25 protein-coding genes and 1 tRNA gene are annotated in these 19,934 nt (G+C 68.9%); 17 read left to right on the top strand and 9 right to left on the bottom strand.

Annotation, left to right across the window (positions count from 1 at the left end; translation table 11 throughout):
- Nucleotides 1–12: 12 nt before the first annotated feature.
- The 6 genes from ACIBQX_RS31255 to ACIBQX_RS31230 all read right to left on the bottom strand — a co-directional run bounded on the left by ACIBQX_RS31255 (nucleotide 13) and on the right by ACIBQX_RS31230 (nucleotide 2,591).
- On the bottom strand, nucleotides 13–270 hold the full coding sequence (locus ACIBQX_RS31255) for a hypothetical protein (RefSeq protein WP_397010792.1): 258 nt from the start codon (nucleotides 268–270) through the stop codon (nucleotides 13–15).
- Nucleotides 271–1,125 carry a hypothetical protein gene (locus ACIBQX_RS31250; protein WP_397010790.1) on the bottom strand — a complete coding sequence of 285 codons (855 nt, stop codon included), beginning with the start codon at nucleotides 1,123–1,125 and terminating at the stop codon, nucleotides 271–273. It lies immediately after the preceding gene.
- Entirely contained in the window at nucleotides 1,116–1,421 is a 306-nt protein-coding gene (locus ACIBQX_RS31245) for a hypothetical protein (protein WP_397010788.1), read from the bottom strand. The genes ACIBQX_RS31250 and ACIBQX_RS31245 overlap by 10 nt, the downstream gene beginning before the upstream one ends.
- Before the next feature lie 49 nt (nucleotides 1,422–1,470).
- Complete coding sequence (locus ACIBQX_RS31240; RefSeq protein WP_397010786.1) at nucleotides 1,471–1,857, bottom strand: YbaB/EbfC family nucleoid-associated protein; 387 nt, start codon at nucleotides 1,855–1,857, stop codon at nucleotides 1,471–1,473.
- Nucleotides 1,857–2,261 (bottom strand): YbaB/EbfC family nucleoid-associated protein, encoded by a 405-nt coding sequence (locus ACIBQX_RS31235; RefSeq protein ID WP_397010784.1) that lies wholly within the window; start codon nucleotides 2,259–2,261, stop codon nucleotides 1,857–1,859. The genes ACIBQX_RS31240 and ACIBQX_RS31235 overlap by 1 nt, the downstream gene beginning before the upstream one ends.
- Before the next feature lie 183 nt (nucleotides 2,262–2,444).
- On the bottom strand, nucleotides 2,445–2,591 hold the full coding sequence (locus tag ACIBQX_RS31230; protein WP_397010782.1) for a hypothetical protein: 147 nt from the start codon (nucleotides 2,589–2,591) through the stop codon (nucleotides 2,445–2,447).
- A 294-nt stretch (nucleotides 2,592–2,885) separates the two neighbouring features.
- On the opposite strand from ACIBQX_RS31230, the gene ACIBQX_RS31225 reads away from it, so the two are divergent.
- The 4 genes from ACIBQX_RS31225 to ACIBQX_RS31210 all read left to right on the top strand — a co-directional run bounded on the left by ACIBQX_RS31225 (nucleotide 2,886) and on the right by ACIBQX_RS31210 (nucleotide 8,038).
- Complete coding sequence (locus ACIBQX_RS31225) at nucleotides 2,886–4,748, top strand: acyl-CoA dehydrogenase family protein (RefSeq protein ID WP_397010780.1); 1,863 nt, start codon at nucleotides 2,886–2,888, stop codon at nucleotides 4,746–4,748.
- A 185-nt stretch (nucleotides 4,749–4,933) separates the two neighbouring features.
- On the top strand, nucleotides 4,934–6,199 hold the full coding sequence (locus ACIBQX_RS31220) for an extracellular solute-binding protein (protein WP_397011535.1): 1,266 nt from the start codon (nucleotides 4,934–4,936) through the stop codon (nucleotides 6,197–6,199).
- A gap of 70 nt (nucleotides 6,200–6,269) precedes the next feature.
- Nucleotides 6,270–7,154, top strand: a complete 885-nt coding sequence (locus ACIBQX_RS31215; protein ID WP_397010778.1) for a carbohydrate ABC transporter permease — start codon at nucleotides 6,270–6,272, stop codon at nucleotides 7,152–7,154.
- Entirely contained in the window at nucleotides 7,151–8,038 is an 888-nt protein-coding gene (locus tag ACIBQX_RS31210) for a carbohydrate ABC transporter permease (RefSeq protein ID WP_397010776.1), read from the top strand. The genes ACIBQX_RS31215 and ACIBQX_RS31210 overlap by 4 nt, the downstream gene beginning before the upstream one ends.
- Nucleotides 8,039–8,047: 9 nt before the next feature.
- On the opposite strand, the gene ACIBQX_RS31205 is transcribed toward ACIBQX_RS31210, so the two are convergent.
- Complete coding sequence (locus ACIBQX_RS31205; RefSeq protein WP_397010774.1) at nucleotides 8,048–8,782, bottom strand: class I SAM-dependent methyltransferase; 735 nt, start codon at nucleotides 8,780–8,782, stop codon at nucleotides 8,048–8,050.
- A gap of 123 nt (nucleotides 8,783–8,905) precedes the next feature.
- Between ACIBQX_RS31205 and ACIBQX_RS31200 the strand changes: the two genes are divergently transcribed.
- Nucleotides 8,906–9,445: an RNA polymerase sigma factor gene (locus ACIBQX_RS31200; RefSeq protein ID WP_397010772.1), complete on the top strand. Its 540-nt coding sequence runs from the start codon at nucleotides 8,906–8,908 to the stop codon at nucleotides 9,443–9,445.
- On the top strand, nucleotides 9,432–10,154 hold the full coding sequence (locus tag ACIBQX_RS31195; RefSeq protein WP_397010770.1) for a hypothetical protein: 723 nt from the start codon (nucleotides 9,432–9,434) through the stop codon (nucleotides 10,152–10,154). Before ACIBQX_RS31200 ends, ACIBQX_RS31195 begins: the two co-directional genes overlap by 14 nt.
- Here the strand turns inward: ACIBQX_RS31195 and ACIBQX_RS31190 are convergent.
- The gene (locus ACIBQX_RS31190; protein ID WP_397010768.1) at nucleotides 10,143–11,162 is read right to left on the bottom strand and encodes an adenosine deaminase; all 1,020 of its coding nucleotides are present in this window, start codon (nucleotides 11,160–11,162) and stop codon (nucleotides 10,143–10,145) included. The genes ACIBQX_RS31195 and ACIBQX_RS31190 overlap by 12 nt on opposite strands.
- 122 nt (nucleotides 11,163–11,284) lie before the next feature.
- On the opposite strand from ACIBQX_RS31190, the gene ACIBQX_RS31185 reads away from it, so the two are divergent.
- Nucleotides 11,285–11,764 carry a hypothetical protein gene (locus tag ACIBQX_RS31185; RefSeq protein WP_397010766.1) on the top strand — a complete coding sequence of 160 codons (480 nt, stop codon included), beginning with the start codon at nucleotides 11,285–11,287 and terminating at the stop codon, nucleotides 11,762–11,764.
- A 54-nt stretch (nucleotides 11,765–11,818) separates the two neighbouring features.
- Here ACIBQX_RS31185 and ACIBQX_RS31180 read toward each other — a convergent pair whose 3' ends face one another.
- The gene (locus ACIBQX_RS31180) at nucleotides 11,819–13,027 is read right to left on the bottom strand and encodes a pyridoxal phosphate-dependent aminotransferase (RefSeq protein ID WP_397010764.1); all 1,209 of its coding nucleotides are present in this window, start codon (nucleotides 13,025–13,027) and stop codon (nucleotides 11,819–11,821) included.
- Nucleotides 13,028–13,184: 157 nt separating this feature from the next.
- On the opposite strand from ACIBQX_RS31180, the gene ACIBQX_RS31175 reads away from it, so the two are divergent.
- The 10 genes from ACIBQX_RS31175 (at nucleotide 13,185) to ACIBQX_RS31130 (ending at nucleotide 19,406) form a co-directional block, all read left to right on the top strand.
- Nucleotides 13,185–13,257: transfer RNA gene (locus tag ACIBQX_RS31175), tRNA-Trp, on the top strand.
- A 77-nt stretch (nucleotides 13,258–13,334) separates the two neighbouring features.
- Nucleotides 13,335–13,580: a preprotein translocase subunit SecE gene (secE, locus tag ACIBQX_RS31170; RefSeq protein WP_397010762.1), complete on the top strand. Its 246-nt coding sequence runs from the start codon at nucleotides 13,335–13,337 to the stop codon at nucleotides 13,578–13,580.
- Nucleotides 13,581–13,645: 65 nt separating this feature from the next.
- On the top strand, nucleotides 13,646–14,434 hold the full coding sequence (gene nusG / locus ACIBQX_RS31165) for a transcription termination/antitermination protein NusG (protein WP_397010760.1): 789 nt from the start codon (nucleotides 13,646–13,648) through the stop codon (nucleotides 14,432–14,434).
- A 117-nt stretch (nucleotides 14,435–14,551) separates the two neighbouring features.
- Nucleotides 14,552–14,983, top strand: a complete 432-nt coding sequence (rplK, locus tag ACIBQX_RS31160) for a 50S ribosomal protein L11 (protein ID WP_189141257.1) — start codon at nucleotides 14,552–14,554, stop codon at nucleotides 14,981–14,983.
- A 59-nt stretch (nucleotides 14,984–15,042) separates the two neighbouring features.
- Nucleotides 15,043–15,762 carry a 50S ribosomal protein L1 gene (gene rplA / locus ACIBQX_RS31155; RefSeq protein WP_397010758.1) on the top strand — a complete coding sequence of 240 codons (720 nt, stop codon included), beginning with the start codon at nucleotides 15,043–15,045 and terminating at the stop codon, nucleotides 15,760–15,762.
- A gap of 187 nt (nucleotides 15,763–15,949) precedes the next feature.
- Complete coding sequence (locus ACIBQX_RS31150) at nucleotides 15,950–16,780, top strand: DUF1396 domain-containing protein (protein WP_397010756.1); 831 nt, start codon at nucleotides 15,950–15,952, stop codon at nucleotides 16,778–16,780.
- Nucleotides 16,781–17,024: 244 nt separating this feature from the next.
- Entirely contained in the window at nucleotides 17,025–17,549 is a 525-nt protein-coding gene (gene rplJ / locus ACIBQX_RS31145; RefSeq protein ID WP_397010755.1) for a 50S ribosomal protein L10, read from the top strand.
- Nucleotides 17,550–17,617: 68 nt separating this feature from the next.
- Nucleotides 17,618–18,007, top strand: a complete 390-nt coding sequence (gene rplL / locus ACIBQX_RS31140; RefSeq protein ID WP_397010753.1) for a 50S ribosomal protein L7/L12 — start codon at nucleotides 17,618–17,620, stop codon at nucleotides 18,005–18,007.
- Nucleotides 18,008–18,411: 404 nt separating this feature from the next.
- The gene (locus tag ACIBQX_RS31135; protein ID WP_397010751.1) at nucleotides 18,412–18,912 is read left to right on the top strand and encodes a hypothetical protein; all 501 of its coding nucleotides are present in this window, start codon (nucleotides 18,412–18,414) and stop codon (nucleotides 18,910–18,912) included.
- The gene (locus tag ACIBQX_RS31130; protein ID WP_397010749.1) at nucleotides 18,909–19,406 is read left to right on the top strand and encodes a hypothetical protein; all 498 of its coding nucleotides are present in this window, start codon (nucleotides 18,909–18,911) and stop codon (nucleotides 19,404–19,406) included. The genes ACIBQX_RS31135 and ACIBQX_RS31130 overlap by 4 nt, the downstream gene beginning before the upstream one ends.
- Nucleotides 19,407–19,934: the final 528 nt, after the last annotated feature.

Here is a 19,934-nt window from a genome sequence, read left to right as displayed (position 1 = left end):
GGCATCGCCCTGTCACAAGTGGGTGCCGTAGCCGTTGCCGGCGGGCGGCTCCTCCTGCTCTACCAGGTCGTAGTAAACGGTGACGAACGGCCAGGGATCGCCGTCGTCGTCGGTGTCGGTGTGCAGCACCAGATCGCGGACCTCGATCCGCCCCAGCTCCTCCAGCGTGCTGGCGAGCCTGCGCAGGAGCATGGGCACATCTCCCTGCTCCTCGCCGCGCGGATTGTTCAGCGAGAAGTGCCGCGTCGTGAATTCGAGCCGGTCAGCCATCTATTTCTTCCGTCCTCGCTTCTGCGCGTTCCTGTCTCCCGCGAATTTCTCCGCCTTCTTCTCTTTCTGCGCCGCCCTGTTGAACACGCTGCGGTCGTACGGCTGCCCCGCGTTCTTTGCGTCCACCGCCGCCTGCTCCTCGGCGCTGAGGTTGGCCTCGCTCTCGTTACGTCCGCGCCCGCCACCACGGCCACCCTTGCCACCACGCTGCATGATCCAGGGGGACCGGTCGAAGGAGTCGCGCAGACCGGAGGCGGGCATCCGACCGGGACCCGCGCCCGCCAGGGCGGTACGGCCGCCCCCCGGTGGTCGTAGCCTGTCCAGGATGTCACGCATGGGCTGGGTGACGCGCTTGGTGACCGCGGGAGCCAGCACTCTGCCGCTGCCCTCCGCGGCCTCCCGGAAGACTTTCACCCCCGCGCGCCGGGTGGCGAGCAGGGAAGCGGTCGCCGACAGCCCGGCGAAGGGCCCGCCGCTCAGCAGGGCCATGGCCAGGCGCACCGTGCCGATGGCGGCGATGGTGCCCACGGCGACCTTGGTGCCCGTCACCACCGTGGCCAGCCCGTCCAGCGCCACCGGCGCCACCCGCATGGCGGTCGTGGCCTGCGCCAGGTGGCCGGAGTCGGTGCCGGTCTCCTGCCAGTAGCTCGCGAGCCGGGTGGCGGAATCGCCGGTGTAGCCGGCCAACGCGGCCTGGACCCCGGTGGTCGCCCCGGCACTCGCCTGGGCCGTGCCCGCCTGGACGATCCGGGCCGCGTCGGCGTCGAGGCGGATCTCGTCCTCGTTCACATTCGGGAACCAGAGTCCCGCCAGTTCCAGAGTCGTGTTCAGCTCTGGAGGCAGCATCATGGCCATGGGACGGTCTCCGTCATCCGGCTGGCCTGCTCCGCCGCCTCGACGTTGGCCGGGACCACGGTCAGGCCGTCCCCGACACCGGTGACCGCGCCGCCCAGCGCGGGCACGGCCGTCACCATGGTGTCGCGGGCCTCGCCCCAGGCCACCTCGATGGCGGCGAACAGGCCGTCGTCGCCCCATTTTCCGCTACGGTCCCGCAGCCGTGCGATCGCCGCGTCGTACTCCGACCCGTGTACGCGGACCCGCGAGGCCTGCTGCCGCAGCGTCTCCTTGCCCATCTCAAACCCCGTAGTCATTTTTCTGACAATAGCGGGTCAGTTGTGACTATTGGGATCAATTGTGGAGTCAGTCGAGGAGGCGGCCGAGTCGCTCGCGCAGCGCGGCGGGGTCGAGTGACGTGCCCGGCAGCGCCTCCTCAAGCGACTCCCTGACCAGGGCGTCCACCTGCCGGAGTGCGTCCTGCTGGGCTCGTCGTACCGTCAGGACGATCGCCTCGGAGAGTGCTTCGCTTCCCTCGCGGACCGCGCGCGGCTCGATGGAGATCTTCAGCACGCGGCCGTCGGCGGCGACGGCCGCGTGCACGTGGCCGCCGTCGCCACGGCCCGTGCCGACGATCTCCGCCAGTCGCCCGCCCTCCTCGGCGAGCAGTGTCTCGACCCGCGCGGCCTGCTCGGCGGCGCGCTCGACATCCTGCGGGCGGATGTCGCGGGGATCCAGCTCGAACCCGAACATCACAGCTCCGCCGAGTAGAGGTCGCGGGCGGCGGCGTCCACCCGGGCGCGCACGAAGGTCTCGTCCAGCGGCTCGGGCAGCGCGCCGGCCCCGCCCACGGCCTCGGCCACGATCTCGGCGGTGCGCCGGGTGGCGTCGCCCTGTGCCGCCTGGACGGCCTCGGTCACCGCGGCGCCGAGCGTCGCCACATCCAGCCGCAGCGCGCGCGGATTGAGCTCGATCCTGGTCAGCCCGCCGCGCCCGTCGGCCGCCGCCCGGATCATTCCCTGAGCGCCTTCGCCCGTGCCCTCCACCTGCCCGATCAGGTGCTTGGCCTGGCGGAGCCCGCGCATGGTGGTGCGGGTCTGCTCGATGACCTGCTCAAGGTAGTGGTGATCGTGACGGGGATCGGGAGGGGAAGTCACGTCACAGCCCCTTGTCGGCGATGAATGACGAATTCATGGCCGACAGATTGCCACAAGATGGCCGAGGGGTGTCAAAAACCGGTGCCCCGGCTCCTCTGCTGAGGGGCCGGGGCACCGGTCTGTCGCGGCTCGCCCATGGCGTGGCGGGCGTGCGCCGCGACTTCCACCATCCAGGTAGTGGTCCTAGCGGCCCTTGGGCGGGATCCGCCGGGGTGGCGCGATCGGCCGCTGCGGCATCTTGGGCATCTGCCGGGGCATGGGCGGAAGCTCCCGGCCGGGGTGGCCTGGGACGTTCCGCTTGGTCTTCTTGCCGGATGAACGTACTCGCATGAGAAGGCTCCTTTACGCGACTCACGACGCGGCCGAAGGCCGGTCCGCAAGCTCAGCTGCCGCGTCTGCATGGGCGTGGGCGGTTTCGCTGACTGGCCGGGCCGCTCCAGGCGGCCCCGGCGCTTCACAGGTAAAGGCGCATGTCCTCGACCCTAGGTCGCGGATGTCGTACGGCACAACCGGTTAAATTCGCCGACGCGTCAGCGAGAAAGATTCGTCCAGGGGGCGCAAAGCGCCGCCAGTCGGGCAGTACACAGCAATCTCCATCAGGCGTACTGTCAGCGGGAGGATGCTATGAGCGAGTACGCCAAAGCAAGGGAGCTCGGCGAGCAGGCCCGCGAGCGAGAGTGGACCCGCCCCAGCTTCGCCAAGCAGTTGTTCCTCGGCGACCTGCGGCTGGATCTGGTCCATCCGGCTCCGAAGATCCCCGAGGAGGCCGCCGAGCGGGGCGAGGAGTTCGTCAGGGCGCTGCGGCGCTTCCTCGACGGGCACGTCGATCCGGCGCTGATCGAGCGGACCGCGCAGGTGCCCGACGAGGTGGTCAAGGGGCTGGCCGGGCTCGGCGCCTTCGGGATCACGATCGGTCAGGAGTACGGCGGGCTGGGCCTGCCGTACCTGTACTACTGCCGCGCGCTGGTGCTCGTCGGCTCCTACTGCCCGGCGCTGGCGACGCTGCTGTCGGCGCACCAGTCGATCGGGGTGCCGCAGCCGCTCAAGCAGTTCGGCACCGAGGAGCAGAAGCGGGAGTTCCTGCCGAGGTGCGCGCGGGGCGAGATCTCGGCGTTCCTGCTCACCGAGCCCGACGTGGGCTCCGACCCGGCGCGGCTGAGCACCACCGCGGTCAGGGACGGCGACGAGTACGTGATCGACGGCGTCAAGCTGTGGACGACCAACGGCGTGATCGCCGACCTGCTCGTGGTGATGGCCAGGACGGGCGAGAAGATCAGCGCCTTCGTCGTGGAGGGGGACTCGCCCGGCATCACGGTCAGGCGGCGCAACGCGTTCATGGGGCTGCGCGGGATCGAGAACGGCGTGACGGAGTTCTCCCAGGTGCGGGTCCCGGCCCGGAACCTGATCGGCCGCGAGGGTCAGGGTCTGAAGATCGCGCTCACCACCCTCAACACCGGCCGGCTCTCGCTGCCCGCCACCTGCGCGGGCAGCGCCAAGTGGGCCGTGAAGATCGCCCGCGAGTGGGGTAACGCCCGCGTCCAGTGGGGGCGCAAGGTCGGCGAGCACGAGGCCGTGGCGACGAAGATCGCCTTCATCGCGGCCACCGCCTACGCCCTGGAGGCGGTCTGCGACCTGACCGCGAGGATGGCCGACGACCGGCGCAACGACATCAGGATCGAGGCCGCGCTGGCCAAGCTGTACGCCTCCGAGCTGTCGTACCAGGTGCTCGACGAGCTCGTCCAGATCAGGGGCGGCCGCGGCTTCGAGACGGCCGAGTCGCTGGCCGCGCGCGGCGAGCGCGGGGTGCCGGCGGAGCAGATGCTGCGCGACTCCAGGATCAACCGCATCTTCGAGGGCTCCTCGGAGATCATGCGCCTGCTCATCACCCGGGAGGCGGTCGACGCGCACCTGTCGGCGGCCGGCGAGCTGATCAACCCGGACGCCTCCCGCCAGGAACGCGCGCAGGCGCTCAAGCGGGCCGGCGCCTTCTACGCCCGCTGGCTGCCCGGCCTGGTGACGGGAGCGGGCAACCTGCCCACCTCCTACGCGCCCTTCGGCCCGCTGGCGGCACACCTGCGGTTCGTGGAGCGGACCAGCAGGAAACTCGCGCGGGTCACCTTCTACGGGATGTCGCGCTGGCAGGGCGGGCTGGAGCACAAGCAGTCGTTCCTCGGCCGGATCGTGGACATCGGCGCCGAGGTGTTCGCGATGACGGCGGTCTGCGTCAAGGCCCAGGAGGACGCCCACGAGCTGGGCCGCAGGCCGTACGAGCTGGCCGACGCCTTCTGCCGGCAGGCGAGGCTGCGGGTGGACGCGCTGTTCGACAGGCTGTGGGACAACAGCGACAGCCAGGACGTCCGGCTGGCCCGCCATGTGCTCGGCGGCCGCTACACCTTCCTGGAGGAGGGCGTTCTCGACCCGTCGATCGAGGGACCGTGGATCGGGTCGCCGCAGGGCGGGGAGAACGTACGCAGACACGTGGTCTAGACCGCCGATACCGTGGTGTTGTCAAACCGAGACCAACCGGTATAGACCGGCTGTTGAACAGAGGCTTACTCTGGCGCAAACGCGTCGAGCTGCGTCTCGCGCGGCCCCATCCCCCTGGGCCGGGTCTGGTGACTGGTACGGACCAGTGTGACCCGTCCGACGAGAAGGCGGTACTTACGGTGAGAATGAGACTTGTGGGCGGCGCCGCTCTCGGCCTGGCAACCGCACTGGTCCTGTCCAGCTGTGGCTCCTCCAGCGCGCCCACCACCGAGGGCGGCGACCAGGCAGCCGCGGGCGGCCAGGTCACGCTGAAGATGGTCGCCGCCGACTACGGCGACGGCCCCGGCAAGCCGAACTCGGGCGAGACGTTCTGGAAGGGCGTCGTGGACGAGTTCCAGGCGGCCAACCCCACCATCAAGGTCGACGTCCAGGTCATCAACTGGAACGACATCGACTCGCAGGTCGCCACCATGATCCAGAACGGTCAGGTGCCCGACATCCTGCAGACCGGCGACTACTCCGGTTTCGTCGCCGACCAGCTCCTGTACAAGGTCGACGAGGTGCTGTCACCCGCGACGTCCGGCGACATGCTGGAGAAGTTCGCCGAGTTCGGCAAGGTCGACGGGACCGCCTACGGCATCCCGTTCGTCTCCTCCGCCCGCGCCCTGTTCTACAACAAGGAGCTCTTCGCCAAGGCGAAGATCACCGACCCGCCCAAGACCTGGGACGAGCTCAAGGCCGCGGCCGAGAAGCTGAAGGCCGCCGGCGTCAGCCAGCCCTTCGGCCTCCCGCTCGGCCAGGAGGAGGCCCAGGCCGAGTCGTTCCTGTGGATGCTCGGCAACGGCGGCGGCTACAAGGACGCCTCCGGCAAGTGGGCGATCGACTCCCCGCAGAACGTCGAGACCTTCGGCTACCTCAAGGGCCTCGTCGACGCCGGCCTGACCACCCCGAACCCGGGCACCAAGGACCGCAAGACGGTCTGGGAGGACTTCGGCGCGGGCAAGGTCGGCATGGTCAACGGCGGACCGATGTCCATCCCGATCTTCGACGCGGCCGGCCTGAAGGACTACGGCGTCGCGCCCATCCCCGGCAAGGCCGGCCCGCTCGACACCACGCTCGGCGTCATGGACTGGATCATGGCGTTCAACAAGAACGGCCACGCCGCCGAGATCAAGAAGTTCTTCGACTTCTTCTACACCGGCAGCGCCGCGCAGAAGATCAGCGACACCTACAAGCTGCTGCCCGTCACCAAGAGCGGCATCGAGAAGCTGTCCGGCGACGAGAAGCTCAAGCCGTTCCTCGACGGCCTGCCCAACGCCAGCTTCTACCCCTTCCAGGACCCGAAGTGGGCCGAGGTGAACCCGCAGATCAAGCAGATCATCGGCGGGGCCGTCAAGGACGACCCGGCCAAGGTCCTCGGCGAGCTCCAGAAGACCGCCGCGGCCGGCTGACCATCGAGGGTCCGGTACGGCCGGCGCCTGCCTGCCAGGGCGCCGGCCGTACCTTCATGGAAGGTTCTTCATGAGAAGGTTGCGCGCCCTGGAGCCCCTCGCCTGGGTCGGGCCCGCCGTGCTGCTGATCGCGCTCGTGGTGCTCTGGCCGGTCGTCGAGATGATCCGGTCGTCATTCCTGGAGATCAGCCGGGTCGGCATCGTCCGCGGCTCCAACGGGCTGGACAATTACCACAAGCTGTTCGCCGAGAAGGACTTCGCGGACGTCATGGTCCGCAGCGTGATCTGGGTGGTCGCGGTCGTCGTGCTCACCGTGGTGATCTCGCTGGCCCTCGCCCAGCTGTTCAACCAGCGCTTCCCCGGCCGCAAGGTCGCCCGGTGGGCGCTGATCGCGCCGTGGGCGGCCTCGGTGCTGATGACCGCGATCGTCTTCAAGTGGATGCTCGACCCCGAAGTAGGCGTGATCAACCAGATCAGGCTCAAACTCGGGCTCATCGACGCGATGGGCGGCGCCTCGGCCGACCAGCTCGGCGACGCCTCCACGGCCATGCCGTGGCTGGTGTTCGTGGCCGTGTTCGTCTCCGTGCCGTTCACCACGTACGCGCTGCTCGCCGGACTCGCGACCATCCCCTCGGACGTGTACGAGGCCGCCAAGATGGACGGCGCCCGCCGGATCCGTACGTACTGGTCGATCACCCTGCCGCTGCTCAGGCCCGCCCTCACCGTCGCGGCCCTGATCAACGTGATGAACGTCTTCAACAGCTTCCCGATCATCTGGGCGATGACCCACGGACAGCCGGGCTACTCGACGGCGACCTCCACCATCCTCATGTTCATCCTCAAGGGCTCCGACATCGGCGAATCCGCCGCGATGTCGGTGGTCAACTTCGGAATGGTGCTCGTGATCACCGCGCTCTTCCTCAAGATCTCCCGCTGGAACAGGGCGGTGGCATGATGGCCGTCGAAACGGCTCCCAAGGCGCCGCCGCGCGCCCACGCCAGGCCCAGGCCGACCGGCCCCCGCGCCATGCCCAGGCTCAAGACGACACTCGTCGCGGCCACCGCCTACGTGGTCGCCTTCATCTTCCTGTTCCCCTACGTGGTGATGGTGCTGACCTCGCTGCGTCCCCAGGAGACCCTGCGCGACGTCACCCTGCTGCCCTCGCAGTGGGAATGGTCGAACCTGGTCGACTTCTGGAGCAGTGGACTGGCCGGCAACCTGTTGGTCACCCTCCAGGTGGCGGCCGGCTCGACCGTCCTGGTGCTGCTGGTGGCGCTGCCGGCGGCCTACTACTCCGCCCGGCACAACTTCCGGGGCCGCACCATGTTCCTGATCCTGGTGCTGATCACCCAGATGTTCCAGCCCACGGCCATGCTGGTCGGCATCTACCGGGAGTTCTCGCAGCTCGGGCTCGTCGACTCGATCTGGTCGCTGATCCTGGTCAACGGCGGGTTCAACCTGGCGTTCGCGGTGTGGATCCTGAACGCCTACTTCGCCTCGATCCCGCGCGAGCTGGAGGAGGCCGCCTTCATCGACGGCAACGGCCGCTTCGGCGCGCTGTTCAGGATCACGCTGCCGCTCGCCATGCCCGGCGTGATCACCGCGCTGATCTTCACGTTCATCGCCGCCTGGAACGAGTTCGTCGTCGCCCTGACCCTGACCACCACGCCGGAGAAGCAGCCACTGACCGTGGCGCTCAACTCCTTCATCGGCCAGTATCAGGTCGACTGGCAGAACCTGTTCGCCGGCTCCGTGATCGCCACCATCCCGGTGATCATCCTGTTCGCCCTCATCGAGCGGAAGGTGGTCGGGGGCCTCACGGCCGGGTCCATCAAGTAGCCCTGGTCATCACGCAGGGACGCGGGCCACGCAGAAGACCGTCTGGCCGAACGGGGGGCGGATGAAGCGCTCGATCAGCCGCGTGGCCGGCACCACCGTGCGGTCGTAGATCTTGACCAGGCGCGGGTCAGGGTAGCCGACGCCGCCCCGGCGGACCGCCGCCCACCAGGCGATCCCGCCCAGGAAGTTGATCGGCTTGAGCACATCGACCTCAAGGCCGGCCTTGTCGACCGTGGCGCGCAGCGTCTTGGGCGTGTAGCGCTGGACATGGCCGACCTTACGGTCGAAGTCGCCGTACAGCTGCATGTAGCCGGGCACCCAGATGATGATCCGGCCGCCGGGCAGCGTCACCCGGGCCAGCGAGCGCAGCGCCTCGGCGTCGTCCTCGATGTGCTCCAGGACGTTCATCATCACGACCGTGTCGACCTTGTCCTTCAGCGGGATCTCGGTCGGCAGGCCGAACTGCAGCACGTCGATGTCGTCGCGGCCCTCGAAACGCTTCTGCAGCTGCTCCACGCAGTAGGGGTCGAAGTCGCTCACGACCAGCCGGTCGAGCCTGGGCAGGAACTGGTCGGCGAAGTGGCCGAGCCCCGAGCCGATCTCCAGCATCGAACGGCCGACATGGGGGGCGACCATGTCGAACTCGTACTGCCGATAGTTCTTGGCCTCGTCCCCACCGAGATGGTTCTCCAGGGCCTCGTCACCGGCCGCCGGTTGCACTACACGGTCATACCCAGAAGACATAGTCCCGTTCCTTAGGGGCTCGAGGAATGGCCCGAGTCTAGTGCCAGGCAGGAACGAGAGGTCACCTCATGGACGAAACGCCCTTCCGCGTGGCTTCCGGATGCGGTGGAATCTGACTCGTCCATGGACGACGACGAGGCCATCGGCCGCTCGCTCCAGGGTGACCTGTCCGCCTACGAGGCGCTGGTCGCCCGCTACAGCGCGCTCGCCCACCGCACCGCCGCCGTGCTGGGCGCGGGGGACGAGACCGAGGACGTGGTGCAGGAGGCGTTCGTCAAGGCCTTCAAGCACCTGCGGTCGTTCCGCCGCGAGTCGGCGTTCCGGCCGTGGCTGCTGCGCATCGTGGCCAACGAGACGCACAACCTGACCCGGTCGCGCGGGCGCAGGTCCCGGCTCTCCGTACGGCTCAGCGCGACGGCGGAGCTGACGGCCGGAGACGATCCCGAGGGCACGGCCGTGGCCACCGACCGGCGCGCCCGGCTGCTGGAGGCGGTCCGCACGCTGCCGGAACGGGAACGCGACGCCGTCGTCTGCCGGTACTTCTTACAGCTGTCGGAGGCCGAGACCGCCCAGGTGCTCGGCTGCCCGATCGGCAGCGTCAAGTCCAGGACCCACCGGGGCCTGGCCCGGCTGAGGGAGGAGGTGCGCGATGAGCTCCGATGACCTTGAGGCCGAGCTGCGCGCCCTGGCCGAGTCCCTCGATGTGCCGGCGCCGCCGCCCGACCAGGTGGCGGCGACGGTGCGCGCCCGGCTCGATGCCCTGCCCCCGCACGCCCCTGCGAACGCGCGGCGGCGGGTCAGGTGGAGGGTGGTCGCGGTCGTCGTGGCCGTGATCGTCGCCGTGACCGCCGCCACGCCGCAGGGCAGGCAGGCCGTGCTCACCATCCTGCGCCACGCCGGGATCGAGCTGACGCTGACCAGCGACACCCCGCCCCCTGTGGCCACCCCCACCGTGCTGCCCGGCGAGCGCGCCGTACCCCCAGGACAGGCGGCGGCCCAGGCCCGCTTCCCGGTGCGGACCCTGACCGCGCTGGGCCCGCCGCGACGCGTCACGGTGAGCGACGGCGGCCGGGTGGTGTCGATGTTCTGGCCGGGCGGCATCCGCTTCGACCAGTTCGACGGCGGCATGGACCCCTACTTCTTCAAACGCCTCGGCCCGCCGTTCCCCCAGGACGTCCCGGTGAACGGCGTCACCGGCTGGTGGCTGTCAGGTGAGCACCCGGTCGGCTACATCACCAGGCCGGACGACACCGAGATCCCGCTGCGCCAGGCGGGCCCCACCCTCGTCTGGCAGACCGGCGCCGTCGGCTACAGGCTGGAGGGGGTCACCGCGATGGACCGGGCCGTCGAGCTGGCCCGCTCACTCGGGTGAGGCCAGCCAGTCGTCGATGCCCCGCATCAGCTCCTTGCGCACCGAATCGGGCGCGGCCGACGACCTGATCGACTGCCTGGCCAGCTCCGCCACCTCCGCGTCGCTGAAGCCGTACGCCTCCCGCGCCAGCTCGTACTGCCGCAGCAGCCGCGCACCGAACAGCAGCGGGTCGTCCGACCCCAGCGCGATCGGCACCCCCGCGTCGAACAGCCTGCGCAGCGGCACGTCGGACGCCCGCTCCACCACCCCGAGCCCCACGTTGGAGGTGGGGCAGACCTCGCAGCAGATCTGCCGGTCGGCCAGCCGCTCCATCAGCCGCCGGTCCTCCGCCGCGCGCACGCCGTGCCCGACCCGGTCGGCGCCCAGGTCGTCCACGCACTGTGCCACGCTGCGCGGCCCCAGCAGCTCACCCCCGTGCGGCACGGCCAGCAGCCCGGCCCGCTTGGCGATCCTGAAGGCCCGCTCGAAGTCGCGCGCCTGGGCCCGCCGCTCGTCGTTGGACAGCCCGAACCCGACCACGCCCTGGTCGGTGTACTGCGAGGCCAGCCGGGCCAGCGTGTTGGCGTCGAGCGGATGCCTGGTCCTGTTGGCGGCCACGACCACCGCGATGCCGATCCCCGCCTCGTCGGCGGCCCGCCGCGCCGCGTCCAGCACCAGCTCCAGCGTGGCCGTCAGCCCGCCGAACCGGTGCGCGTAACCGGACGGGTCCACCTGGATCTCCAGCCACCGCGAGCCCGCCGCCGCCTCGTCGCGCGCCGTCTCGCGCAGCAGCCGGTAAACGTGGTCCGGCCGGCCCAGCACGGACCTGGCGATGTCGTACAGGCGCTGGAAGCGGAACCAGCCGCGCTCGTCGGTCGCCCGTAGCTTGGGCGGCCAGTCCTCCTCCAGCGCGTCGGGCAGATGCAGGCCCTGCTCCCTGGCGAGCTCGATCAGCGTGGCGTGCCGCATCGAGCCGGTGAAGTGAAGGTGCAGGTGGGCCTTGGGAAGCGTGTGCAGGGACCGTGCCATCGCCATATTTTGCCACCCGACGGGCCTGGCCTCGGCCGAACGGTCTTGCCGCCTCGCCCCCGGCTCCTGTAGGAGACTAAGGGCCCTATTCCCGACGTCCACCTGAAAGTCATGGTGTTGTGATGCGGCGCCTGGCGGCAGCGATGCTGGTGCTCAGCTTGACCGCGTGCGGCCCCACCACGCCGAGAACCCCCGTCGCGCGGCCGAGCAACGCCCCCATCTCCCAGTCGGGCTTCACCCTCGCCTGCGGCGCCGTACCCGTCACGATCGGGACGATGCCTCCGGGGTCGGCCCGGTCCGGTACGTTCCGGCGGCTCGGGTCGCTCACCGAGCGCCTCAAGGTCAAGGGACAGATCTGGAGCATGGGGGACGAGCGGTTGTACGTGGGGGTGGTGTGCGGGGTGCGGTCACCCGAGCGGTTCGCCTCCCTCGTCATCAAGGCGGGGCTCGTCATGCACCAGGGCAAGCCCGCCCTGCACTGGCGGACCCGCGGCGGGATGCGGCACTTCATGTGGCTCGAACACCCCGGCACCGCCGTCTACATCGCCGCCACCCGGGGCATCACCGGGCAGATCGCCAAGGTGGCCGCGAGCGTCGAATAGGCCCTCCGCGCGCGGGCCGCCCGCCGGCCGGTGGCGGGCCGCCCGCGCGTCGGACTAGTGCGCCTCGGCCAGCAGCTTGGCCAGGCGGCTGACGCCTTCGACCAGGTCGTCGTCGCCGAGGGCGTAGGACAGCCGGAAGTAACCGGGCGTGCCGAACGCCTCGCCGGGGACGACCGCCACCTCCGCCTCCTCCAGGATCAGCTCGGCCAGCTCGGCCGAGGACTGCGGCCGCCGGCCGCGCAGCTCCTTGCCGAGCAGGTCCTTGACCGTCGGGTAGGCGTAGAAGGCGCCCTTCGGCTCCGGGCAGAACACGCCCGGGATGTCGTTGAGCATCCGTACCATCGTCTGGCGGCGGCGGTCGAACGCCTCCCGCATCTCCGCCACCGCCGACAGGTCGCCGGAGACGGCGGCCAGCGCGGCCATCTGCGACACGTTCGCGACGTTGGAGGTGGCGTGGGACTGCAGGTTGGCGGCGGCCTTGACCACGTCGGCCGGGCCGATCAGCCAGCCGACCCGCCAGCCCGTCATCGCGAAGGTCTTGGCCACGCCGTTCAGGATGACGACCCGGTCGCCGAGCTCCGGGACGGCGGTGGCGATGCTGGTGAACTCCGCGCCGCCGTACGTGAGGTGCTCGTAGATCTCGTCGGTGACGACCCAGAGGTCGTGCTCGGCCGCCCAGCGGCCGATCGCCTCGGTCTGCTCGCGCGAGTAGACGGCGCCGGTCGGGTTGGACGGCGAGACGAACAGCAGCACCTTGGTGCGCTCGGTGCGCGCGGCCTCCAGCTGCTCGACGCTCGCGAGGTAGCCGGTGCTCTCGTCGGTGACGACGTCCACCTGGACGCCCCCGGCCAGCTTGATCGCCTCGGGGTAGGTCGTCCAGTAGGGGGCCACCACGAGCACCTCGTCGCCCGGGTCGAGCAGTGTGGCGAACGTCTCGTAGACGGCCTGCTTGCCGCCGTTGGTGACCAGCACGCGCGACGCGTCGACCTCGTAGCCGGAATCGCGCAGCGTCTTGGCGGCGATCGCCTTCTTGAGCTCGGGCAGGCCGCCCGCCGGGGTGTACTTGTGGAAACGCGGGTCGCGCGCCGCCTGCACGGCCGCTTCGACGATGTAGCCGGGTGTCGGGAAGTCGGGCTCGCCGGCGCCGAAGCCGATGACCGGCCGACCGGCGGCCTTCATCGCCTTCGCCTTGGCGTCCACGGCGAGGGTCGCGGACTCGGAGATCGCGGAAATCCGTGTGGAGACACGGGGACGGGTGGACATGTCCCCATGCTTTCATGGGCGTGTGACCTGGGCGATCGGGGATCAGTTCGACGTGGCGGCCAAACACCCCTACACTTTTTCCTGGTCGTGCCGCCGCATGTCGGTGTGCGGTTCGGTCCAGGCAGTGAGTCGATCAGGGTAGTGTGGTTGACGACATAGGGCACTGGCGCAATTGGTAGCGCACCGGTCTCCAAAACCGGCGGTTGGGGGTTCGAGTCCCTCGTGCCCTGCGAGTGCGGTCCGCGCAATACTTGGCGTGTAAGCGCGCCGCAAAACTGCGTTGGATACGACAGATCAGGTGGGGACTGTGGCGATCGACACGCGCGGCGAGACCGCAGGTAAGCCTGGTGGAGAGAAGAAGAAGCGAACTTCTCCCGCCCTCTTCTATCGGCAGATCGTCAGCGAGCTGCGTAAGGTCATCTGGCCGACACGCAATGAGCTCGTCACGTACACCTCCGTCGTCATGGTATTCGTTGTGATCATGGTCGGCATCGTCTACGCGTTGGACGCCGGCTTCGGCTGGGTCGTTCTGCGTGTCTTCGGCGGGGCCTGATCCTGACGCCTCCGGTGCATCCTGACGGAGTCGCCATTCTTTACGACGAAAGAGGAAGAGTCACCGTGTCCGAGTCTTCAGTGCCGGCGGACGAGTCCCGCGAGCCGGAAGAGGCCTTCGAGGCCGCTGAGGAGACCGTCGAGGACGTTGCCGACCACGACGAGGAGGCCGTCGTCGAGACAGACGACGACGCTCCGGTCGACGGCGACGAGTCCGCCGACGCCTCTCCCACCGTCGACGAAGACGGGGACGTCCTGCCCGACGTCGATCCGGTCGAGGAGTTCAAGCGCGGCCTGCGCGGCCTCCCCGGCGAGTGGTACGTCATCCACTCCTACGCCGGTTACGAGAACCGGGTGAAGTCCAACATCGAGAGCCGTAACGTCTCGCTCAACATGGAGGACTTCATCTACCAGGTCGAGGTGCCCACGCACACCGTCCAGGAGTTCAAGAGCGGCAAGAAGGTCCCGGTCAAGGAGCGCGTGCTGCCCGGCTACGTCCTGGTGCGCATGGAGCTGACCGACGAGTCCTGGGCCGCCGTCCGTAACACGCCCGGCGTGACCGGCTTCGTGGGCCTGTCCAACAAGCCGAGCCCGCTCAGCATCGACGAGGTCGGCAAGCTGCTGGCCCCGGAGCCGAGCGAGGAGAGCAAGAAGGCCGCCGCCAAGACCAGCACCGGACCCACCGTCGAGTTCGAGATCGGCGAGTCCGTCACGGTCATGGACGGCCCGTTCGCCACCCTGCCCGCCTCGGTCAGCGAGATCAGCCCCGAGTCGCAGAAGCTCAAGGTGCTCGTTTCGATCTTCGGACGGGAGACCCCGGTCGAGCTGTCGTTCAACCAGGTCTCGAAGATCTAAGACGATCACCTACACTTAGACGTTCGGCCGGCCGCCTTTCGCGAAGGGCGGCCTTCCGACATGTCCGGGCGCATCCGCGTCAGGACAGCATCACGATCAGGACCCGGAGAAGGACTCATGCCTCCGAAGAAGAAGATCGCGGCTCTGGTCAAGGTCCAGCTTCCCGCTGGCCAGGCCACGCCCGCCCCGCCGGTCGGTACCGCACTCGGTCCCCACGGCGTCAACATCATGGACTTCGTCAAGCAGTACAACGCTGCGACGGAGGCCCAGCGGGGCAACATCATCCCCGTCGAGATCACCATTTTCGAAGACCGCAGCTTCACCTTCATCACGAAGACGCCCCCGGCGCCCGAGCTGATCAAGAAGGCTCTGGGCCTCGACAAGGGCAGCGCGGTCCCGCACAAGGACAAGGTCGGCAAGCTCAGCCGCGAGCAGCTGCGCAGCATCGCCGAGACGAAGATGCCGGACCTCAACGCCAACACCGTCGAGGCCGCCGAGAAGATCATCGCCGGCACCGCCCGGTCCATGGGCATCACCGTCGCCGAGTAAGACCTTTCCCGACACCGTGGGAGGGCCGGATGCGGCCCGCGCACCACAAGGAGACAGACATGCAGCGCAGCAAGGCGCACAAGGACGCGGAAGCCAAGATCGACCGCGACAAGCTCTACACGCCCGCCGAGGCCGCGAAGCTGGCCAAGGAGACGTCCGCCACCAAGTTCGACGCGACCGTCGAGGTGGCGTTGCGGCTGGGCGTCGACCCTCGCAAGGCCGACCAGATCGTGCGCGGCACGGTCAACCTCCCGCACGGCACCGGTAAGACCGCCCGGGTCCTGGTCTTCGCGACCGGCGACCGTGCCGAGACGGCCCGCGAGGCGGGCGCCGACATCGTCGGCGCCGACGAGCTGATCGACGAGATCGCCAAGGGCAACCGCCTCAACGAGTTCGACGCCGTGGTCGCCACCCCGGACCTCATGGGCAAGGTCGGCCGTCTGGGCCGCGTCCTGGGCCCGCGTGGTCTCATGCCGAACCCCAAGACCGGCACCGTGACCCCCGACGTCGCCAAGGCCGTGACCGAGATCAAGGGCGGCAAGATCGAGTTCCGCACCGACCGGCAGGCCAACCTGCACTTCGTCATCGGCAAGACGTCGTTCCCCGAGCTTCAGCTCATCGAGAACTACGCCGCCGCGCTCGACGAGGTGCTGCGTCTCAAGCCGTCGGCCGCCAAGGGCCGCTACGTCAAGAAGGTCACCTTCTCGACGACCATGGGCCCCGGCGTCCCGGTCGACCCCAACGCCACCCGCGGCCTCACCGCCGACCTGGAGGCGTAGGACAGGCCCTGCGGGGCCGTCAGACCCGTACAGAGCCCCCGCCGCGCACCGCGGCGGGGGCTCTGTCGTGTCTCGGGGGGAAACGTCGTGTCTCGGGGAGAATCGCCCTCAGGGATAACCCTTAGTTTTCCATGAGATGTACGGGGAAGCCGCTCCTGACAGATCTCCGGCACGTAGGGTTCAAACCATGCTGAAGCGCAGGATTTCTCTCGCCACTGCCGCGGCCGGCGCCGCCCTTGTCGCGGTCACAGTCGCCGGTTGCGGAACGACCGCGCAGCCCATCCAGGTCAATCTGGCCGCCTCGGAGGTGCTGGCACAGGCCGCGCAGAAGACGGCCGACGTGAGCTCCTACACCGTTGACGCCGTCGTCAACGTGACGGACCCGCAGAACGGCGCCGGCAAGGCTCAGGGCCGCATGCTCTTCCAGAGCAAGCCCGAGCTCGCCGTGGACCTCACCATCGACAGCGCCGACTTCGGCGGTCAGAGCCTGCCCGGCGGGGCACGGGTCGTCCTGCAGGGCGACACCGTCTACCTGAAGGTCGACGCCCTCAACAAGGTGCTCGGCGCGACCAAGCAGTGGGTCAAGGTGCCGCTGAGCGAGGCCGGCGCCGACCGCGGCCAGATCGACCAGGTGCTCGGCCAGATCCAGCAGTTCGACCTGGCCGGCGTGACCGAGATGGTCACCGCCTCGCAGGACGTCAAGTCGGTCGGCACCGAGAACGTCGGCGGCGAGGACACCACCCACTACGCCGGCACCTTCCCGGTGGACGCGGCGCTGAAGCAGCTGCCCGCCGAGAAGCAGGAGCGGGCGCGGACCAACCTGGCCGAGCTGAAGAACGTCAAGTTCGACATCTGGGTCGGCGCCGACAAGCTGCCGCGCAAGGTCACGATGAGCGGCTCGGAGAAGGGCGCCTCGATGGACGCGGCCCTGATGTTCAAGGGCTACAACGAGCCCGTCAACATCCAGGCCCCGCCCGCCGACCAGGTCGGTGAGCTGCCCAAGGGCACGACCAACTAGAGAGCGATTTGGAAACTCGGCGGCCACCCCGTAGTGTGGTCGTTGCCGAAGACCGCCGGTCGTCGTCAGGTGCCTCAAAGCCTGGCGACCGAAGGATCCACGACATGTGGACGGCCCGCGCAGGTGTGATACGAGTTTCCCCGCATGACGTGAGTCATGTGCGTGAGCCCCGTGTGCGCCCTGCGCCCGGGGCTGTTCTCATGTCAGGGGGCCCTTCGCCGGTGGCACATCTGGAAGGAGGCCCATGGCGAGGGCGGATAAGGCGACAGCAGTTGCCGAGCTCAGAAGCGAGTTCGAAGGCAGCGCTGCGGCCGTTCTGACCGAGTACCGCGGTCTCACCGTCGCCCAGCTCAAGCAGCTGCGCGTATCTCTCGGTGAGAATGCGAAGTTCGCCGTGGCGAAGAACACCCTGACCAAGATCGCAGCGGACGAGGCCGGTCTTCCCGGCATCGGAGAGCTGCTGACCGGTCCGACCGCGATCGCGTTCGTCAGCGGAGACGTTGTCGAGGCGGCCAAGGGTCTGCGTGACTTCGCCAAGGCCAATCCCCTCCTGGTGATCAAGGGAGGCGTCCTCGACGGCAAGAAGCTGGACGCCACCGAGATCACCAAACTCGCTGACCTTGAGTCCCGCGAGGTTCTTCTCGCGAAGCTTGCTGGTGCGATCAAGGCGAAGCAGAGCTCTGCTGCTGCGATGTTCGCCGCGCTGCCCACCAACATGGCTCAGCTGGCCGATGCTCTTCGCGCCAAGCGCGAAGAGTCGGGCGAGTAAGACGGGGATTGCCGCAACACCCGCGGTCCCGTTCCTAAATTTCAAAGTCCCATACGGAGGAAACCATCATGGCGAAGCTCAGCACCGACGAGCTGCTCGACGCGTTCAAGGAGATGACCCTCCTCGAGCTTTCCGAGTTCGTTAAGCAGTTCGAAGAGGTCTTCGACGTCAAGGCCGCCGCCCCCGTCGCGGTCGCCGCCGCCCCCGTCGGTGGTGCCGGTGAGGCCGCCGCCGTCGAGGAGCAGGACGAGTTCGAGGTCATCCTCGAAGGCGCCGGCGACAAGAAGATCCAGGTCATCAAGGAGATCCGCGCCCTCACCTCCCTCGGCCTCAAGGAGGCCAAGGACCTGGTGGACGGCGCTCCCAAGTCCGTCTTCGACGGCAAGGTCAACAAGGAGCAGGCGGAGAAGGCCAAGGCTGCCCTCGAGGGCGCCGGCGCCAGCGTCACCGTCAAGTAACTCGTTCGCTCAGAACGCGTCACGAGGCGGCTCAACGCTTCATCGCAAAGGGGCGGTCACACCCAGGTGCCGGGTGTGCCGCCCCTTTCGCATGCCCGGACGACAGGCGTACATCCCTGTAAGCGTGCCCGCGCGACATGCGTACAGGGATGCCACCCGAAGAGGGCGCACGACTGCTGCGACCCCGCTTGCGGGCGCTCAGTGAGGGCTGACACGCCCTGGCGGCCCGCCGAGGCGTTTCCCGGAGTAGGGCGGGCGCTCACGGCCTCAGCGGCCATCTGAAGGCTTCCGGACCGCTCGTAGCCTGATCAAGGCCCATATCGACGGCATCGGTTGGTTCGCGCACCCCTGCCGAGGCCCGCGGGTTATGATCCCGGCGAATCGGTGCCGGGAAGGGGGCGTACGTGGCTGAGATCTTCGCTCGGCTGGGCCGCCACGCGGTCCCGGCGCTCGCCGTCGCGGCGGCGCTGCTGATCGCCGCCGTCGTCTGGCTGGTCATGCAGGCGCGCGACGCGCAGGCCAGAGCGGACGAGCGGCAGGCGGCGCTGCTCGCGGCGGGCACCCACGCGGTGAGTTTGCTCTCACTTGACCACAAGACCGTAGAGGCCGATCTGCAGCGCATCCTGGTCACCTCGACGGGCCCGGCGAAGGCGGGCTACGAAGCCGCCGCGAGCAAGCTCAAGAGCACCACGGTCGCCAACAAGGTCGTGCAGGAGGGCGTGCTGCGCGCGGCCGGGCTGGTGTCGATGTCGGAGAGCACGGCGAAGGCACTCGTGGTGGCCGACGTGGAGATCCGCTGGGACGGCTCCGACAACGCTCCACAGGAGCGGTTCTACCGGTGGTCGATGGACCTGACCAAGGTCTCCGGCGCGTGGCTGGTGTCGAAGGCGGTGCAGGTCTCGTGAGGAAGGCCGGGGTCGTCTCGCTGGCCGTCCTGGTGCTGGCCCTGGCGACCGTGACGGGCGTGCTCTGGCTGGACCTGAGCGCCATGCGCGACGGCGAGGCGGCCGGCGCCGAGGCGATGGCGGCGGCCAGGGCCGTCGCGCCCGATCTGCTGTCCTACGACTACCGCACGATCGAGCAGGATCTGGCGCGGGCGGCGGAGCACACGACGGGCGCGCTCACCAGTCACTACAAGGAGCTGTCCGGCACGCTGGTGGCCAAGGCGAAGGCGCAGCGGACCGTGCAGACCGCCGCCGTCGCGGCCGTCGCCGTGGAGCGCGCGGAACCCGGTCGCGTGGAGGTTCTGATGTTCGTGAACACGGGTACGGTAAAGAAGATCACCGGGAAGGCAGAGCAGCAGCAACAGGTCAGCCAGAACCGGGCGAGGTTCGTCATGGTCAAGCAAGGATCGCGCTGGCTCGTGGCCGACCTGTCGACGCTGATCGGGACCGCGTGAGGCGCCGGGCGCGCCGCTTACTTCAATTGTTACTAAAAATCAGGTTTGGCGGAGCCCAGGTCACGGGTATCTCCTTCGCAGCTACACCGGTTGTCAGCATGGGTTCGACCCCCGGTGTGACGGAGCGTTAGCCGCCCCCGTTCGCGGGTATCGTCTTGGGCCGGGCGGTAGGCGACCGATCACACAGGGGAGAAAACCCAGCGTCCAGGCCCCGAGACGGCTGAAAGTCGAGCTTTCGGGCTTGACGGATCCGCTCGGACGGGCGATGCTGCGACCAACGTGAAGCATGCAGCGAGAGCGAAGTGGACAGGCGTGTGCCGTTCGGCTACACTGCCCCTTTGCGCTGCCCTTTGACGACCCGCTCCGCTGCTCACGTTGCGAGGTTGTCTGGCGTGCGTGTAGTCAGTCCGCCGCGAGCCCTCGGAAGGACATCTGTTGGCAGCCTCGCGCAACGCCTCCGCCGTACCCGCCGGTCCCAGTCGCGTCTCGTTTTCGCGCATCCAGGAGCCCCTCGAAGTTCCTGACCTT

This window comes from Nonomuraea sp. NPDC049714 (assembly GCF_044465295.1).
Lineage (GTDB): Bacteria > Actinomycetota > Actinomycetes > Streptosporangiales > Streptosporangiaceae > Nonomuraea.
Note: the sequence above shows the minus strand (reverse complement) of the source record. Positions and strands in the feature narration are given on the sequence as shown.